The 17,107-nt window shown below is 61.4% G+C and carries 14 protein-coding genes; 2 read left to right on the top strand and 12 right to left on the bottom strand.

Annotation, left to right across the window (positions count from 1 at the left end; all coding sequences use genetic code 11):
- Nucleotides 1-9: 9 nt before the first annotated feature.
- The 5 genes from msrB to KZO34_RS11460 all read right to left on the bottom strand — a co-directional run bounded on the left by msrB (nt 10) and on the right by KZO34_RS11460 (nt 4,966).
- Nucleotides 10-1,185 carry a peptide-methionine (R)-S-oxide reductase MsrB gene (msrB, locus tag KZO34_RS18800; RefSeq protein ID WP_219476513.1) on the bottom strand — a complete coding sequence of 392 codons (1,176 nt, stop codon included), beginning with the start codon at nt 1,183-1,185 and terminating at the stop codon, nt 10-12.
- Between the two features lie 95 nt (nt 1,186-1,280).
- Entirely contained in the window at nt 1,281-2,756 is a 1,476-nt protein-coding gene (locus KZO34_RS11475) for a sensor histidine kinase (protein WP_219476511.1), read from the bottom strand.
- A 3-nt stretch (nt 2,757-2,759) separates the two neighbouring features.
- Nucleotides 2,760-3,461: a response regulator transcription factor gene (locus KZO34_RS11470; protein WP_219476510.1), complete on the bottom strand. Its 702-nt coding sequence runs from the start codon at nt 3,459-3,461 to the stop codon at nt 2,760-2,762.
- A 51-nt stretch (nt 3,462-3,512) separates the two neighbouring features.
- Nucleotides 3,513-3,803, bottom strand: coding sequence for a hypothetical protein (locus KZO34_RS11465; protein WP_219476508.1), 291 nt, complete (start codon nt 3,801-3,803; stop codon nt 3,513-3,515).
- A gap of 182 nt (nt 3,804-3,985) precedes the next feature.
- A complete protein-coding gene (locus tag KZO34_RS11460) occupies nt 3,986-4,966 on the bottom strand; it encodes an NAD(P)H-dependent flavin oxidoreductase (protein ID WP_219476506.1) in 981 nt (326 codons plus the stop codon).
- A 55-nt stretch (nt 4,967-5,021) separates the two neighbouring features.
- On the opposite strand from KZO34_RS11460, the gene KZO34_RS11455 reads away from it, so the two are divergent.
- A complete protein-coding gene (locus KZO34_RS11455; protein WP_308318807.1) occupies nt 5,022-5,603 on the top strand; it encodes a QsdR family transcriptional regulator in 582 nt (193 codons plus the stop codon).
- Between the two features lie 122 nt (nt 5,604-5,725).
- Here the strand turns inward: KZO34_RS11455 and KZO34_RS11450 are convergent, their stop codons facing one another.
- The 6 genes from KZO34_RS11450 to KZO34_RS11425 all read right to left on the bottom strand — a co-directional run bounded on the left by KZO34_RS11450 (nt 5,726) and on the right by KZO34_RS11425 (nt 14,382).
- The gene (locus KZO34_RS11450; protein WP_219476504.1) at nt 5,726-7,141 is read right to left on the bottom strand and encodes an aldehyde dehydrogenase family protein; all 1,416 of its coding nucleotides are present in this window, start codon (nt 7,139-7,141) and stop codon (nt 5,726-5,728) included.
- Between the two features lie 15 nt (nt 7,142-7,156).
- Nucleotides 7,157-8,263: a zinc-binding dehydrogenase gene (locus tag KZO34_RS11445; protein WP_219476502.1), complete on the bottom strand. Its 1,107-nt coding sequence runs from the start codon at nt 8,261-8,263 to the stop codon at nt 7,157-7,159.
- Between the two features lie 28 nt (nt 8,264-8,291).
- The gene (locus KZO34_RS11440) at nt 8,292-10,094 is read right to left on the bottom strand and encodes an acyl-CoA dehydrogenase (protein ID WP_219476501.1); all 1,803 of its coding nucleotides are present in this window, start codon (nt 10,092-10,094) and stop codon (nt 8,292-8,294) included.
- Between the two features lie 9 nt (nt 10,095-10,103).
- Nucleotides 10,104-11,288, bottom strand: coding sequence for an acetyl-CoA C-acyltransferase (locus tag KZO34_RS11435; protein WP_219476499.1), 1,185 nt, complete (start codon nt 11,286-11,288; stop codon nt 10,104-10,106).
- A 20-nt stretch (nt 11,289-11,308) separates the two neighbouring features.
- Nucleotides 11,309-13,402, bottom strand: coding sequence for a 3-hydroxyacyl-CoA dehydrogenase NAD-binding domain-containing protein (locus KZO34_RS11430; protein WP_219476498.1), 2,094 nt, complete (start codon nt 13,400-13,402; stop codon nt 11,309-11,311).
- A gap of 185 nt (nt 13,403-13,587) precedes the next feature.
- Entirely contained in the window at nt 13,588-14,382 is a 795-nt protein-coding gene (locus KZO34_RS11425) for an IclR family transcriptional regulator (RefSeq protein WP_257900398.1), read from the bottom strand.
- A 308-nt stretch (nt 14,383-14,690) separates the two neighbouring features.
- Here KZO34_RS11425 and KZO34_RS11420 point away from each other — a divergent pair, with 308 nt between their 5' ends.
- Nucleotides 14,691-15,620 (top strand): 2-hydroxyacid dehydrogenase, encoded by a 930-nt coding sequence (locus KZO34_RS11420; RefSeq protein WP_219476496.1) that lies wholly within the window; start codon nt 14,691-14,693, stop codon nt 15,618-15,620.
- On the opposite strand, the gene KZO34_RS11415 is transcribed toward KZO34_RS11420, so the two are convergent.
- The gene (locus tag KZO34_RS11415) at nt 15,606-16,961 is read right to left on the bottom strand and encodes a hypothetical protein (protein WP_219476495.1); all 1,356 of its coding nucleotides are present in this window, start codon (nt 16,959-16,961) and stop codon (nt 15,606-15,608) included. The genes KZO34_RS11420 and KZO34_RS11415 overlap by 15 nt on opposite strands.
- Nucleotides 16,962-17,107 lie beyond the last annotated feature (146 nt).

Below are 17,107 nucleotides of genomic sequence, written 5' to 3'. Positions count from 1 at the left end.
GCCCTGGCCTTAAATGTTCTGGCCGCCAGTCACCTCGTCGATGTAATCGCCGTAGCCACGGGCTTCCATCTCTTCCAGCGGGATAAACTCCAGCGCCGCCGAGTTCATGCAGTACCGCAGGCCGGTGGGCGCAGGACCATCATTAAAGACGTGCCCGAGGTGTGAATCCGCGTAGCGGCTGCGGATCTCGGTGCGGGTAGTAAAGAAGGATTTGTCCTCCCGCTCCACCACCACATCGTCTGCAATGGGTCGGGTAAAGCTGGGCCAGCCGGTGCCGGACTTGTACTTGTCCCGTGAGGAAAACAGCGGTTCGCCGGACACAATGTCCACGTACAGCCCCGGTTTCTTGTTGTCCCAGTAGCGGTTATTGAACGCGCGTTCGGTGCCGTCTTCCTGGGTGACCTCGTACTGGATGTCCGTGAGTCGCTGCTTGAGCGCTGCCTGGTCAGGCTTCACGAAGCTCTCCGGGTCGAAGCCATCACCCGCCGTGCCGGTCTTCATCGCCCCCGGCTGAAACCGGGAGAAGTCCAGCTCATAATCCTCACCATACACTTTCTCGATGAACTGGTAGCGACCGGAGTTGAAGGTGTAGAAGTTGTAGCGCAGCGGATTCTTCTTGTAGTAATCCTGATGGTACTTCTCCGCCGGGTAGAAGGTGTCCAGCGGCACGATTTCAATCACGACAGGCTTCTCGTACACACCAGACGCCTGCAATTCAGCCTTGGCAGCTTCGGCAAGGCGCTTCTGCTCGGCATCGTGGTAGAAAATGGCCGGGCGATACTGCTGGCCCCGGTCCACGAACTGGCCGTTGGCGTCGGTCGGATCCATGATGCGCCACAGGCCTTGCAGCAGCCCTTCATAGGTCATCTGGTCCGGGTCGTAATACACCTGCACAGCCTCGGTGTGGCCGGTGGACCCGGACGACACCTGCTTGTAGCTCGGATTGGGTTCATCACCCCCGGCATAGCCGGACACCGCCTCGACCACGCCCGGAATCTTTTCATAACCGGCCTCCACACACCAGAAACAGCCGCCGGCGAAGGTCGCCACAGCCAGATCGGGATTATTCGGAGCGAATTCGCTGCTCGGCGCAGCGTGTTTGTCCGCCGTGGCGTAGGCCGCAAACAGGGCGCCTGCGGAGCCCAGTACCAAAGCGGTGGCAATTCCAATCATCTTGCGTTTCATGAGACTTCTCCTGTGAATGATTCCATGCTGCCAGCGTATCGCCGCGGCTTCACGAAAACGTTCAGAGACTATTACGAATCTATAACGGCGCGGATTTATTGCCCGGGCAGCCAGACCCGGAACTCGGCACCGGCCAAGGCACCGTTCGTTACCGAGATGCGGCCTTTCTGGAGTTCCGCCATGCGCTGCGCAATAGCCAGTCCCAGTCCGGCATGGCCTGTCCGGGCAGCACCCGAGGCCTGGTAGAAGGGTTCAAACAGATGCTCAAGGTCGTCCGTGTCAATACCGGGGCCGACATCGGCCACGGTGATGCTGGCACCTCCGTCGCTACGCTCCACGGCGAGGGTGATACGGCTGTTGGCCGGGGCGTGGCCAATGGCGTTGCTGATCAGGTTATCGAGAATGCGTTCGGTCATGGCAATGTCTGCGGTCACCATCACCGCGTCCGCACCGACGATGTCCAGAGTCACCGCCGCGCGTTGGGCCTCGGGCTGGTGCTTCTGGACGACATCGTGAACCAGTTCGGCAATCATGCAGGGTTCCGGCGCCGGCTGTTTTTCCCGGGCTTCCAGCGCCGCCAATTCGAACAGCTCATCCACCAGCCGGCCCAGACGATGGGATTCCGCCAGTGCCACCTTCAGAAAGCGGCTTCGCTCCGTCGGGCTCAGGTCCGCCTGTTTGATCTGCAGGGCCTCCAGGTAGCCCTGAATCGAGGCGAGCGGCGTGCGCAGATCGTGGGACACCTGGGCGACCAGCTGACGCCGCTGATGGTCCTTGTCCTTGAGCAGGTCGAGCTGGGCGGCAATGCGGCGGGCCATCTGGTCAAAGCGCGCGGTCAGGTAATCGATGTCATCGCCCCGGGCCGGAAGCCTATCGGGAGGTTCGGCCATGACCACGCCCGTCTCACCGGCCTCAAAGCACTCGACCCGCTCGGTCAGGCGCGACAGCCGGCGGGTCAGTAGCCGGAAAAACACCAGCCCCGCCAGCAGCCCCACAAACAGACTCACTGCCAACGCACCGGCGCCCATCTGCAGCAGCCGGTCGCTGTGCACCATGCTCTCGGCGGTGTCGTATTCCTCGCCCCGCAACACGACGTAAAGGTAGCCGGAGGGATTCGCTTCCGACGGAACCGGCGTCACCGAAAATACCTTGCGCCGATCGTGGCTGCGCGGATCGTCCCCGGGCAGCGGGTAGACCTCCGGGTTGGATAGCAGGGTCTGGATCGGTGCCAGGGACACCCGATTGCGTTTGATCTTGTCGGGATCGGCCGAGTAGGACAGGATCCGCCCCTCGCGATCGAGCAGGTAAATCTCGATGCTGGGGTTGATGGTCATGTAGAGCTCGAACAGTTCCTTGAGTGCGGCGCGATTGAGACGGCCATCGGTCACCAGGTTGCGGTCAGAGACCAGATTGCGGGCCAGGTCCCGGTTGAGTTCCTGGTTGACCGCGGCGGTGTATTCCCGCACGGAGTAAAGGCTCAGCGCGGTAAACAGTCCGCCCACGATTACCAGCAACAGGAACAGGCCCAGAGCCAGTCGGGCATAGAGGGTTCTGAACACCGACAGCGCCATGGATCAGTCCATAAACCGGTAACCGACGCCCCAGACGGTCTGGACGTAACGGGGTTCGGCCGGATCGGCCTCAATCTTGTTGCGAAGCCGGTTGATGTGGGTGTTCACGGTGTGTTCGTAACCCTCGTGGTTGTAGCCCCAGACCGAATCCAGCAGCTGGGCCCGGCTGAAGACCCGGCCGCGGTGGCTGGCGAAGTGCCAGAGCAGGTCGAATTCCCGTGCGGTCAGTTCCACTTCCCGGTCATCGACAAACACCCGACGACGTACCGGGTCTATGCGCAATCCGTCCACTTCCAACAGTCCCGCCTCGGCCTGGGTTTGCTCGCGCGCAGACAGGGCATCCACCCGACGGAACAGGGCCTTGATGCGGGCGGCCAGCTCAGCCACGCTGAAGGGCTTGGTAAGGTAATCGTCGGCGCCCATTTCCAGCCCCAGCACCCGGTCCAGCTCGGTGCTTTTGGCGGTCAGCATCAGCACCGGGACATAGCCAGGGCTGGAACGGATCTCACGGCAAACCGAGAGCCCGTCCAGACCCGGCAGCATCAGGTCCAGAATCACAAGATCCACGTCACCCTGGCGAAAACGCTCAAGGCCGTCGTCCCCGCGATCGACGAGAATCGCCTCCATCCCCAGGTCCGTCACCTGCATACGCACAAGCTCACCGATGCCCGGGTTGTCCTCAATGATCAGTACGGTTCTTGTCATGGTCTCCTGGCTCTGATTCCTTGCTCTGGCAACAACGCGACTCGGTCGCGTCTACTGCATGCCGTCCTTGTCGTCCATGGTGTCGTCGTCCATGGACATGTCGTCTTCGTCCATGGTGTCCTTCTTCATATCGTCCATGCCCCCGGACTCCATGGAGTCATCGTTCATACCGTGCCCCATGTCATCAGCCATGTCATCCTTTTCCATGCCATGGTCGGACATGCCCTGTTCCATGGTGTCGTCTTCCATCATGCCACCCTCGTCCTTCATGTCGTCGGCGGCGGCAAACATCGGCGCCAGACTCAGACTGGCGATCGCAAGCATTCGGGTCAGTTTTCTCATTGTGATCTCTCCGTGTTGTTCGTAAGAATTGCGCCGGCGCTTCGCACCGACAACACGGACAGCGTGGCAGCAAGGGCTCACGACCGGATCACACCCTGGTAAAGAGTCTATAGCGGAAATATCACAAAACCATCACGCCCGCGCGGGGGAGCAGCGGGCGCGACCGGACTGGCGCTCAGCCGTTACCGGGCCAGAAAGCCGGTGAGCCGTTTCCGGACGATAGCCTCGGCATCGGCCATGATCCGGCTGACCAGTTCCTCGCAGGTGGGGATGTCGTGAATCAGGCCGGCCACCATGCCACAACTCCAGGCCGCTTCGTCCATCTTGCCTTCCTGCAGGACCAGCCGTCCTTTGGCACCGGTAACCAGGTGCCGGATGTCGTCAATGGTTTCGGCCTCACCCTTCTCTCGTTCGATCCGGACAATCTCCTCCACCGCGGCATTGTTCATGACCCGTTCGGTGTTGCGCAGGTTACGCATGATCAGCCGGGTCTGGAGTTCATCGGCCTCCAGAATGGCCTGTTTGACGTTGTCGTGAATCGGGGCATCCTTGGTTGCCAGAAAGCGCGTGCCCATGTTCATGCCCTCGGCGCCCAGCGCCATGGCCGCCACCAGGCTACGGCCATCCGCCATGCCACCGGAGGCAACAAACGGAATGCTCAGCTCTTCGGCAGCTCGGGGCAACAGAATGAAATTGGGGATATCGTCCTCACCCGGATGGCCACCGCACTCAAAACCGTCGACACTGGCGGCATCGCACCCGATCGACTCGGCTTTCAGGGCGTGCCGCACGGAGGTGCACTTGTGGATCACCTTGATACCCGCCGCCTTGAGCTGGGGCATGTATTTTTCAGGACTGCGACCGGCGGTTTCCACCGCCTTGACGCCCCCGGCAACAATGGCGTCGATATACTCGGGATAGGGCGGTGCCTTGAAAGAGGGCAGAAACGTCAGGTTCACTCCGAACGGCCGATCGGTCATTTCGTGACAGCGGGCGATTTCCCGGGCCAGGTCCTCCGGCGTCGGCTGGGTGAGTCCGGTGATCATACCGAGACCGCCGGCATTCGACACGGCCGCGGCCAGTTCCGCGTAGCCGACGTGGTGCATGCCGCCCTGAATAATCGGGTAGCGGATGCCGAACAATTCAGTGATTCGGGTGTTCATAGCGGGTTTCCTGTTTTGTCGTTAGAATGATTCGAAACTCCGGCACGAGGTTTCAGTGACAGAGAAAACAACAACCAGAGCGACACCCGCCGATGCCTTCAAGCGGGCCCGGCGCATGTGGCTCAAGGGTGAACGCATTCACCTGGCATCGTTGTCTGACGAGCTCAACATCGGTCGTGCCACGCTGTTTCGCTGGGTCGGTAACAAGGATCTCCTGATCGGGGAGGTGCTCTGGTCGCTGTACGAGCCATTGCGGCTGGAGGCGCTGTCGACAACGCCCGGGCAGGGCGTGGATTTTGTTGTTGGCGTGTACCGACGCATCAATTCCACCATCCTGCATTTCGAGCCCCTGCGCCGGTTTATCAACCAGGATCCGGAGTACGCTCTCAAGATCCTGACATCCTCACAATCCACCCTGCACAGCCGGACTGTGGAGGCCAATACCCGAACCCTGAAGGATCAGGTGGCCTCCGGTTACATCAGCCCGCCCATGAACATTGAGAGCCTGTCCTACTTCATGGTGCGCCTGGCCGAATCCTGCCTCTACAGCGACATCATCGGCGGGCGCGAGCCTCGGGACGAAGAGCTGGAAGATGCCTGCACGGCTGTTCGGATTCTGCTTGGCGGCAAGGCTTAGGTCCGGAGTCTGGCCCCTGGGGCGCGGTACCTTTTCTTCTGGGAAAAACAACTCGCTGCGCTCAGACATTTTTTCCCGACAGAAAAGGCACTCCACCCCAGGGGCCGAGCCGACTTCGGGGGTTAGAGCTGGAGTGAGCGCACTTCCAGGAATTCCTCCAGACCCCACTTGCCGAATTCACGGCCAATGCCGGAGTGGCCAAAGCCGCCGAACGGCGCCTGGGGATTGAAAGCACCGCCGTTGACGGTCACCTGCCCGGTGCGCAGCTTGCTCGCCACCTTTTTCGCCTTGTCCTGATCCGCCGACCAGACCGCACCCGACAGCCCGTATTCGGTACCGTTGGCGATGCGAATGGCTTCGGCTTCATCGCTGTAGGGAATGATGCTCAGTACCGGGCCGAAGATCTCTTCCTGGGCGATGCGGCTGTCCGGTTTGACGTTGCCGAACACCGTGGCCTTCACAAAGTAGCCCTGGTCACAGCCGTCCGGGGCTTCCGGGCCGCCGGCAACCAGGGTCGCGCCTTCCTCAATGCCAAGACGGATGTAGTCGAAGACCCGGTCGCGCTGTTGTGCGGACGCCAATGGCCCGAGACGGGTCGTTTCCTCGAGCGGGTTACCCGGGGTCATTTTCGCCACGGCGGCAGCCGCCAGCTCACAGGCTTCGTCGTGTTGGTCGGCCGGCACCAGCAGTCGGGTGAGCGCGGTGCAGGTCTGCCCGGAGTTCAGCAGGCAGTTGTTCACGGTGCCTTTCACCGCAGCCCCCAGGTCGGCATCCGGCAACACCACCGACGCTGATTTACCACCCATTTCCAGGGCGATGCGCTTGAAGTCATCCGCGGCGGCATGGGCAATGAGGTTGCCGGTCCGGGTGGAGCCGGTAAAGGACACCATGCGGACGTCCGGATGCTTGATCAGGGTGTCACCCACGGTCTGGCCGAGGCCGGAGACCAGGTTGAACACGCCTTTCGGAAGATCCGTGCCGTCCAGTATTTCGGCCAGGATATAGGCGCTCTGCGGCGCGATCTCGGACGGTTTGAGCACGATGGTACAACCGGCGGCGATTGCCGGCACAATTTTCAGGATGACCTGGTGCAGCGGGTAGTTCCATGGCGTAATACAGCCGACCACACCCACCGGCGCATACTGAACTTCAGAGTTGCCGTATTGCTCGGTGAAGGGGAAATCCTGCAACAGTTTCAGGTAGGATTTTGTCATGGTCGCCGGCATACCGGCCTGGATCGCGGTGGCCAGTTTGATCGGCATCCCCACTTCGCGGCAGATGGTTTCAGCGATTTCACCACTGCGCTCCTTCAGCCCGGCATGGAGTTGCTCGAGGACCTTGATGCGCTGCTCCAGGGTGCTTTCCGACCAGTTTTCAAAGGCGCGGTCCGCGGCCGCGATGGCCTGCTCCATTTCTTCCCGGCCCGACGACGGAACCCGGGCAATCACCTCACCGGTTCCGGCTTCGTGCACATCCAGGGTGTCACCATTCCAGTCCACCCACTGCCCGTTGATGTAATTCCTGCTTAGATCGTTCATAGGGTTTCTCCTGATTCAGTCAAAGACAATCACGCCTCGGGCGTTCTTGCCTGCCACCATATCATCGAAAGCCTGGACGGCATCCTCAATCGGATAGGTGCGGGTGACGAGTTCGTCCAATTTCAGTTTGCCGGCCTGGTAGAGGCCGAGAATACGCGGAAAATCGTGCTGCGGACGGGCCGAACCCAGCCAGCTGCCCTTCAACGTTCGCTCGTCGGCGGGCAGGGTCAGGGTGGTCACCGAGGTCTTATCCTTGGGATCGGCCACGCCCACCACCACTGCAGTGCCACCGCGGCCCAGGCTCTTGTAGGCCTGTTCCACCACCGGGCCGGCACCGACGCACTCGAAGGCGTAATCGACGCCACCCGTCAGTTTCTTGACCGTCCGGGCGGGGTCGTCCACCTCGTTAATGTTCACCGTGTGCGTGGCACCGAACTCCCGGGCCATGTCCAGCTTCCGGTCGTTGCTGTCCACGGCAACGATCATTTCCGCGCCCGCCGTGGCGCAGCCCTGGATAGCATTCAGGCCCACGCCGCCGATTCCGAACACGGCAGCGCGGGAACCGGGTTCCAGCCGGGCGGTGTTGAACACAGCCCCCACGCCGGTCATGACCGCGCAGCCCACCAGGGCAGCGTTCTGCATGGGCACCTTGTCGTCCACCTTGACGCAGTTATCAACGTGCATGGTGGCGTACTCGGCCATCACGCCACAGGCACCGAAGACATTGAGCGACTCGCCGCTGGCGCCCTTGGTGCGGACGCTGCCGTCGGGCAGCGTGAACATCGCCTTGCGGGCATTTTCGCAGAGAACCGGACGACCCCGGACACACTGGCGACACTTGCCGCACATGGAGATGAAGGTGCTGACCACATGGTCGCCTTCCTGGAAATCGGTTACGCCCTCGCCCACTTCAATAACCACGCCGGCGGCTTCGTGACCGAGCACCAGGGGTGGCGGGTAGGGAATCTTGCCCGTCGTCGCCGACAGATCGCTGTGACAGACCCCACAGGCGGCGATCTTGATGGTGATTTCATCCCGCTTGGGGCCTTCTACGGTGATGGTTTCAACCTGAACGGGCTGGCCCCATTCCCGGCAGACCACAGCCTTGGCTTGTCTATCCATTCGCTTCAAACTCCCGTGCCAGTTCTTGTTAGAAGTGTTCGTCCACCATGTCCAGCGCGGTGGTATCCACGGCCTGCAGCAACTCGGCGGTATGGATCACGCTGGGCAGTTCGTACCGGGCGAAATAGTCGCAGGCTTTCACTTTACCCTCATAGAATTCCTGCGTCTGCACACCATTATCGGCCAGGCCGGACAGCGCGCGCAGGGCCTGGCGCAGCCAGAGCCAGCCAACGACCAGGTGACCGAAGGTGTCGAGATACAGGGTGGCGTTGGCCAGGGCCTTCTCGGTGTTGCCACGCTGTTTTTCGACATTGATGGCATCGGTCGCCGCTGCCACCGCGCGCACCGCGGCGTCGAGCCGATCCGCCGACTCTGCCAGCCGGACGTTTTCGCGGGCCTCCGCCAGGGTTGCTTGTATCCGGCGCATCAGCGCCCGATAGTGCTCACCACCGGCCATAGTGACCTTGCGCCCGAGCAGATCGATGCCCTGGATACCATGGGTGCCCTCGTGAATCGGATTCAGCCGGTTATCCCGGTAGAACTGCTCCACCGGGTATTCCCGCGTGTAACCGTAGCCGCCGTGAACCTGGATGGCGAGGCTGTTGGCCTCAAGGCAGTACCGGGACGGCCAGGATTTGATGACCGGCGTCAGCAGGTCCAGCAGACCCGCGGCCTGCCGGCGTTGGGCATCGGTGGCCGCATGCTTTTTCTCGTCCACCAGCATGGCGCCCTCCAGGCACAGGGCGAGGCCGCCCTCAACGTAGGCCTTCTGGGCCAGCAGCATGCGCCGGATATCGGCGTGCCGGATCAACGGAACCTGGGGTGTGGCCGGATCCTTTTCGCCGACCGGCCGCCCCTGACGGCGCTCCCGGGCGTACTCCAGGGCATGGAGGTAACCGGTGTAACCGAGCATGACCGAGCCAAGCCCGACCCCAATGCGGGCCTCGTTCATCATGTGGAACATGGCGGCGAGGCCTTGATGGGGCTCGCCCACCAGATAGCCCACAGCCCCGGCCCGCTCACCGAAATTGAGCATGGTCGAGGTGGTGCCCCGATAGCCCATCTTGTGGATCAGGCCGGCCAGGGCGACGTCGTTACGGTCACCCAGACTATCGTCATCGTTGACCAGGAACTTGGGAACCAGAAACAGGGAGATACCCTTCACCCCGGGCGGCGCATCCGGCAGGCGCGCCAGTACCATGTGAATGATGTTTTCACTGAGTTCGTGATCGCCGCCGGAGATGTAGATCTTGCTGCCGAACAATCGATAACTGCCATCGGACTGCGGTTCGGCACGGGTGCGCAGATCGCCGAGGGAGGAGCCGGCCTGGGGTTCGGTCAGGCACATGGTGCCGAAAAAGCGCCCGGCCATCATCGGTTCGGCGTAGCGCTTCTGCTGCGCCTCCGAGCCCTGTACCATGATCAGATTGGCGGCGGCAATGGTCAGTCCGGCGTAGCCCTGGGTGCCGACATTCGCGCCCTTGAGCAGGCCGACACACATCTGGGCGACCGCCGCGGGCAACTGCATGCCCCCACGCTCGTAATCCTGACTGGCCGCCATCAGGCCGGTCTCCCGCAGCACATCCAGTGCCCGTTTGACTTCCGGTCGCATCACCACCCGACCCTGTTCGAACCGGGGTTCTTCCTCGTCCACCAGTCGGGCGTGGGGCGCAAATTCCTCCGCCGCCACTTTCAACGCCAGGTCGAGAGCCGCCTGCAGGGTCTCCCGGCTGTGATCGGCATAACGATCAAACCCCAGGACCCGTTCGACATCGTGCAGTTCAAACAGTTGGAACGCCAGATCCTCGGGGTTGATGATCTTCTGCGGCATGGAGCCCCCTTACACCACCTCGAACAGGCCGGCAGCGCCCTGGCCACCGCCAATGCACATGGTGACCACAACGTACTTGGCGCCACGACGCTTGCCTTCGATCAGGGCATGGCCGGTCAGGCGCGAGCCGGTTACGCCGTACGGGTGACCGACAGCAATGGAGCCGCCGTTGACGTTGAGTTTCTCCATCGGGATGCCGAGCCGGTCCCGGCAATAGACCACCTGGGAGGCGAAGGCCTCGTTCAGCTCCCACAGATCGATGTCGTCCATGGTCAGGCCATTGCGCTCCAGCAAGCGCGGAATCGCAAAGACCGGGCCAATGCCCATTTCATCCGGCTCGCAGCCGGCGACGGCAAAGCCCCGGAAGATGCCCATGGGTTCGATGTTGTTCTTCTCGGCGTAGGTGCTGTTCATCACCGTGCACACCGAGGCACCGTCGGACAGCTGGCTGGCATTGCCGGCGGTGACAAACTGATCGTCACCGCGCACCGGGTTCAGACCCTGAAGCCCCTCAAGCGTGGTGTTGGGGCGATTGCACTCGTCCCGGTTCAGGGTCACGTCTTTCTGGCTGACTTCGCCGGTTTCCTTGTCCTTCACCAGCATGGTGGCATCGAACGGCACGATCTCGTCATTGAACTTGCCCGCTTCCTGCGCCGCCGCCGTTCGCTGCTGGGACAACAGGGCGTACTCATCCTGGGACTCGCGGCTGACCTTGTAGCGCCGGGCCACAATGTCCGCAGTCTCAATCATCGACAGGTACAGCTCCGGCTTGTGCTTCATCAGCCAGTCATTGGTCGCGTGGAAGCTGTTGAGCTTGTCGTTCTGGACCAGGGAAATGGATTCGACCCCGCCGGCCACCATCGCCGGCACCCTCTCCGACACCACCCGCTGGGCGGCGATGGCAATGGACTGGAGCCCGGAACTGCAGAACCGGTTGATCGACAGACCCGCCGTGGTGGCCGGCAGGCCGGCGCGGATCGCGGCCAGCCGAGCCATATTCTTACCCTGGGCCCCCTCGTGGAACGTGGCCCCGAGGATCACGTCCTCCACCACATGCGGGTCGATCCCGGCGCGCTCGACGGCGTGCCGGATCACATGCCCGGCCAGGTCAACACTGTGGGTGTTGTTGAGGGCGCCACGGTAGGACTTACCCAGACCGGTACGGGCGGTGGAAACAATCACTGCATCAGACATAACTACTTACCCCAATCGATTTAGAGATCCGCGAAGGACTTGCCCTCGGCAACCAGTTTTTTCAGCAACTCCGAGGGCTGCCACTGATCGCCACCAAGGTCGTCGTAATACTTTTCCACCGCCCCGAGAATGGTGTCGAGGCCAAGCTGGTCGGCCCAGAACATGGGGCCACCCCGATAGGCCGGGAAACCGTAGCCGTAGATCCACACCACATCGATATCCAGGGCCCGGTCAGCAATGCCCTCTTCGAGGATCTTGGCGCCTTCGTTGATCATCACATACATGCAGCGTTCCAGGATTTCCTGATCGCTGATGTCGCGGGGCGTAATGCCCTGCTCCTTGCGGAAGTCGGCGATGAGCTCGTCCACCTGCGGATCGGGAATTGGCTTGCGGCTGCCCTCTTCATACCGGTACACACCGGCCATGGTCTTCTGACCCAGGCGATCCTGCTCCACCAGCTTGTCCATCCAGCTCGCGGGCACATTCTCACCGGCGTTGCGGCGTTCCTCGCGAATGCGGTAACCGACATCGATACCGGCCAGGTCCGACATGGCAAACTGGCCCATCGGGTAGCCCAGATCGGTCAGGACCTTATCCACCTGCTGGGGCGTGGCGCCCTCGTTAACCAGCGACATGGCCTCGGCGCCGCGCTTGTGCAGCATGCGGTTACCAACAAAGCCGTAGCAGTTGCCGACCAGCACACCCACCTTCTTGATCTTCTTCGCCATCGCCATCACCGTGGCCTTGACCTCGTCGGAGGTCTTGCTGCCGCGAACATTTTCCAGCAGCTTCATGACGTTGGCCGGGCTGAAGAAGTGCATGCCGACCACGTCTTCCGGACGCCGGGTGGCCGAGGCAATTTCGTCGATATCCAGCGTCGAGGTGTTGGATGCGAGAATGGCACCGGGCTTACACACGGCGTCCAACTTGGCAAAGATGTCCTTCTTGATCGCCATGTTTTCGAACACCGCTTCGATGACCAGATCCACCTCTTTGAAGTCGTCATAGGTCAGACTCCCGGAGATCAGCGCCATCCGCTCTTCCACCTGCTGCTGACTGATGCGGCCCTTTTTGGCGGAGTTCTCGTAATTCTTGCGGATAATGCCGAGGCCCTTGTCCAGCGCCTCCTGCTTGACCTCAACAATGGTGACCGGGATACCGACGTTGGCGAAATTCATGGCAATGCCGCCGCCCATGGTGCCGGCCCCGATAATGCCCACGCTGTTGATGTCACGTACCGGCGTATCCTTGGCCAGCCCCTTGACCTTGGACACTTCCCGTTCGGCAAAAAAGGCGTGGATCAGGCCCGCGCGCTGGGGCGACTCCATGCACTCGGTGAACAATTCACGCTCACGCTTCATGCCCTCGTCAAAGGGCAGCTCAAACGCCGCCTGCACCGCATCGACACACTTGAACGGCGAAAACAGACCCCGGGCCTTCTTCTCCAGGCTGGCGCGAAACTGGTCGAACACCTCGCTGCCCTTGTCTGCCTCCAGTTTTTCGGTCAGGTCACGCACCCGACGGACCGGCTTGCCTTCATCGGCGATTTTCTTCGCGAACGCCAGGCCGGCGGCCTTGATGTCGTTGCCCTCATCCACCGCATCGACAATGCCCAATTCCAGGGCTTCGCTGGCATCGACGAACTGACCGGTGGTGATCATTTCGAGGGCTTTTTTGGCACCGGTCAGGCGCGGCAGGCGCTGGGTGCCACCGGCACCGGGCAACAGCCCCAGCTTCACCTCAGGCAGCCCGACCCGGGCGCTGCTCAGGGCAATCCGGTAATGACACGCGATGGCCGTCTCAAGACCGCCACCCAGAGCCGTGCCGTGGATAGCCGCCACCATCGGTTTGTCACTGTTCTCATAGTGGTCCATGACCTCCGGCAACCCCGGTGACTGCATGGGCTTACCAAATTCGCGGATATCCGCGCCGGCAATAAAGGTGCGGCCGTCACACACCAGCAACAACACCTTGGCGCCGGCGTCCTTTTGCCCCTGTTCCAGTGCGGCCACAAGGCCGGAACGAACCGCATGACTGAGGGCATTCACCGGCGGGTAATTCACGGTAATGACGCCAATTGTGCCTTCGCGGCTGTAAGTTACGACCTCAGACATAAACTCTCCTCGCCTAATATGGAATGTAGTTTTAACAAGCGAAACATGGGTACGATTTAATAGGAGTTTTTCCGACGTTTCAACCATCAATTAAAGACCAGGCACAAAAAAAACCGCAGAGTTTCCTCTGCGGTTTTTTCGATAATACCTGGTAATCAAGGCACCATGGCGGTGCCGACCGGCGCTCAGACGCCCAGGGATTCGATATCGCTGGCCAGCATCGCCAACTGGTGGGCAATGGATTCGCGCAGTTTTTCACCCGACACCAGATAGGAGGGAGCGGCACAGGTCAGCGCCATAGTGGTGCCATCCTGCAGCTGGATCGGCACGCCCGCCGAGTTGATGTTCCGGTCCCATTCACCCAGAGACAGGCAGAACCCGAACTTTTCGTAGTCTTCCTTGGCGCGTTCGAGGCCCTCTTTCTTTTCAGGCCAGCCTTCCGGACCATACTTGGCCTCCATGGCGTCATCGATCATTTTCCGCGCCTTGTCACTGATGGAACAGTAGTAGGCACGGCCGGCAGAGGTGGTCGCCATCGGCAGCTTCAGACCGATATCCATGCGCAGCAGGGAGGCCTCTGGCGGCAGCCGGTTCTCCACGTAAATCATGTGCAGACGGTCGCGACAGGTCAGGCCCACTGACATGTTGGTCTGGCGGGCGAACTCGTCCATGTAGGGCTTGGCGAGCTGGCGTACCTTGAGGTTGGAGACGTAGGCATAACCCAGCGCCAGAACACCGGAACTGAGCTGGTATTTTTCCAGCTGCACGTTGTAGCTCAGGTAACCCAGCTTGGTGAGGGTGTAGGTCATCCGCGACACCGTGGGCTTGGGCAGGCCGGTAATCCGGGCGATGTCCTGGTTGCCCAGAATCACCGAGCCCTGGCTGAAGGCGCGCAGGACATCAAGCCCGCGGGAGAGCGCCTCGACGAACTTGCGGTCTTTCTCCGGCTTCACCGGTTCGCCATCACCTGAAGCAACCATCAGCTCCGGTGACGTGGTTTGTGCTTTCGACATAATTGCGGCGTCCTCCGACAGCTTCGCCTGATCCGGTGCCCGGGATATAAATCCCATGCATACAAAAGATGAGGTATTTTAATCGTTGATGAAATCAAGTACCACAAGGTCTTTTCAAAATCCGTGCCGAATGTGAAACACTCTTCCTTAATGTTTCATAAAATTAATGCAAATCGGCGACTCGCACCGGGAATCTGCGGTTTTTTTCGGCATTTTGTTTTACTCAGCAAAATAGCATAACCAGATAACCCTGACTTTTCGAACATGGAGCCCCTATGAAGGTACTTTTTGTTTCAGGTGATCCGAAACCGGAGCGCTGGACCACACCCCTCAAAACGCTGTTACCCGACGCGGAAATCTTTGTCTGGGATGCGGACGGCCCACCCGTTAACGCGGACTACGCCATCGTCTGGCAGCCCTCCGCGGCGCTGTTCGAACGGGAGAAGACCCTGAAAGCGATCTTCAACCTGGGCGCCGGCGTCGACAGCCTGATGGCGCTTCCGGCCCTGCCGCCGGCGCTCACCGTGGTGCGCCTCGAGGATGCGGGCATGTCGGTCCAGATGGCGGAGTACATCCTGCACCAGCTGGTCGAAGCCAGCCGGGGCATGGAAACCTACCGGGATCAGCAACGACAGGGTACCTGGAAAATCCATCGCCCCATCCGACGCGACGAATGGCCGGTGGGCATCCTGGGCCTCGGCCAGATTGGCCAGCGGGTCGCCCGCACCCTGGCGGACCTGGATTACCCGGTCTACGGCTGGGCCCGAAGCGAACACAGCCTGGACGGTGTAACCAGCTACGCGGGCCCCGGTGAATTGGGGCCATTCCTGAGCAACACCCGGGTGCTGGTCAACACCCTGCCCCTGACCGATACCACCCGCGACCTGATTGACTACCAGCTGCTCCGCCAGCTGCGGCCGGGCGCGTTGGTGATCAATGTGGGCCGGGGCGAATCGCTGGTCGAGGAAGACCTGCTGCAGGCTCTGGACGAAGGGCTGGTCAGCCGGGCGGTGCTGGACGTGTTCCGCAAGGAACCTTTGCCCGCCGATCATCCCTTCTGGCAACACCCGGACATCGCCGTCACGCCCCACATCTCTGCACGCACCCTGCGAGAAGCCACCGTCGAACAGATCGCAGGCAAAATCCGGGACCACGCCGGCGGCCGTCCGATCAGTGGCGTGGTCGACCGATCACGGGGTTATTAACGCCAGGATGAGCGCCAGAAATGCCAGCAACAGGGGCACCGCAATCAGTACGAACACGCCATTCCAGCGGAACGCCACTTTCCAGCGGGATATCTGCCCGAAGCGCGACAACAGCATCACCGAAGGGCCAAACGGGGACAGCATCATGGCCAGCGAAAACCCGATGACCAGCGCAACCGAGATCGGCAACGGGTCCATGCCCTCGGCAACCAGTTGTGGCAACAGGCCTGCCTGGATACTGAGCACAGTGATCGGAATGATGCCGATGGCCGACAGCAGCGGCAGCATGAGCAACCCGGCGGCCGCAAGCAGGAACACCCCGCCACCTGAGGCGACCAGACCACTCAAGGCGTCCGCCGGTATCACGGCGGACAGGGCCACACCGAGAACCGCCGAGGCGGCAAAGATAGTCATCTCGTTGCTCAACGCCGATATCTGGGCCGAGGCCTCCCGGGCAATGGCCACCGGAGACCTATCCTGCCACAGCATGTAAAGCAGGGTGACGGCGGGCACCGCCAGCATGGCCGCCGCCGACACCTTCAGTTCGGTGACGGCCACCAGTGCCGCCATGACGGAAAAGACCACCAACACCAGCACCACCAGCCTGAGTGTGCCTACCGGCCACTGCTCCAGCGCCACACGCTCGGTGCTGACCTGCCGGAACCGGCGCTGTTCAAGCAACCACCCCAGCAGAATCAGGGCCACCGCTGCCGCCGCACCAAAGGGCAGCAGCATGGACCAGCTCAGCACCGGCACCTCCCGAGTCAGGATCGCCACCGCCACGCTGGTGGGAGCAACCAGCGGCACCAGGGCAAACCCCCGCAACGCACTGATTAGCACACTGCGCAACCAGCGAAGTCGTGACGCGCCGGTGATGCCACGTTCCCGCAGGGTTTCTGACAAGGTGCCACACAGCAGATTCATCATCCCGAAGCTCAGGACCGAGGCAATGCCACAGCTCACCAGAGCGTACTTGGGATACAGCCAGACCGGGCGCCCGCCCAGCAGGACATCGTGAATCCGCCGCAACACCTCAAAGCGCCGCACCAGGCACTGCATCATGCCGAGACTGCCTAGAAACGCGGCATAGAACGCCGCATCCGACGACGCCTTGAGCAACTGAGATACCGTCAGATGCCCGCCTGCGTACAGCCACGCAGTAACAGCCAGCGCAACCAGCAAGAGGACTCGGGAGTAGCCCTGCAGTCGCCCGCCAGCCAACAGGAAACTCACCAGAAACAGCACACCCGCCAGTGCGCCCAGCGGTGGGCTGGCGATGCACATGGCCACCAGCTCCAGCGTAACGGCGATCGGCAACAGCCAGCGCTCAGCAGCCGTCATACGCACGCCGCGTTATCAACGATGGTCTCTGCTTGCATTTCACACACACCCGGATTAGTCTTTTGGCAACTGATTACAAAACTGTGTTTCGCTTAACGAAACTATACTAGCATAAATGCCCAGGCGGACCCGATAGCTTTCTTCAC

The sequence above is a fragment of the Marinobacter sp. F4206 genome (assembly GCF_019392195.1).
Classification (GTDB): domain Bacteria; phylum Pseudomonadota; class Gammaproteobacteria; order Pseudomonadales; family Oleiphilaceae; genus Marinobacter.
The sequence above is the reverse complement of the archived record's forward strand: the minus strand, read 5'-3'. Positions and strand labels throughout refer to the sequence as shown.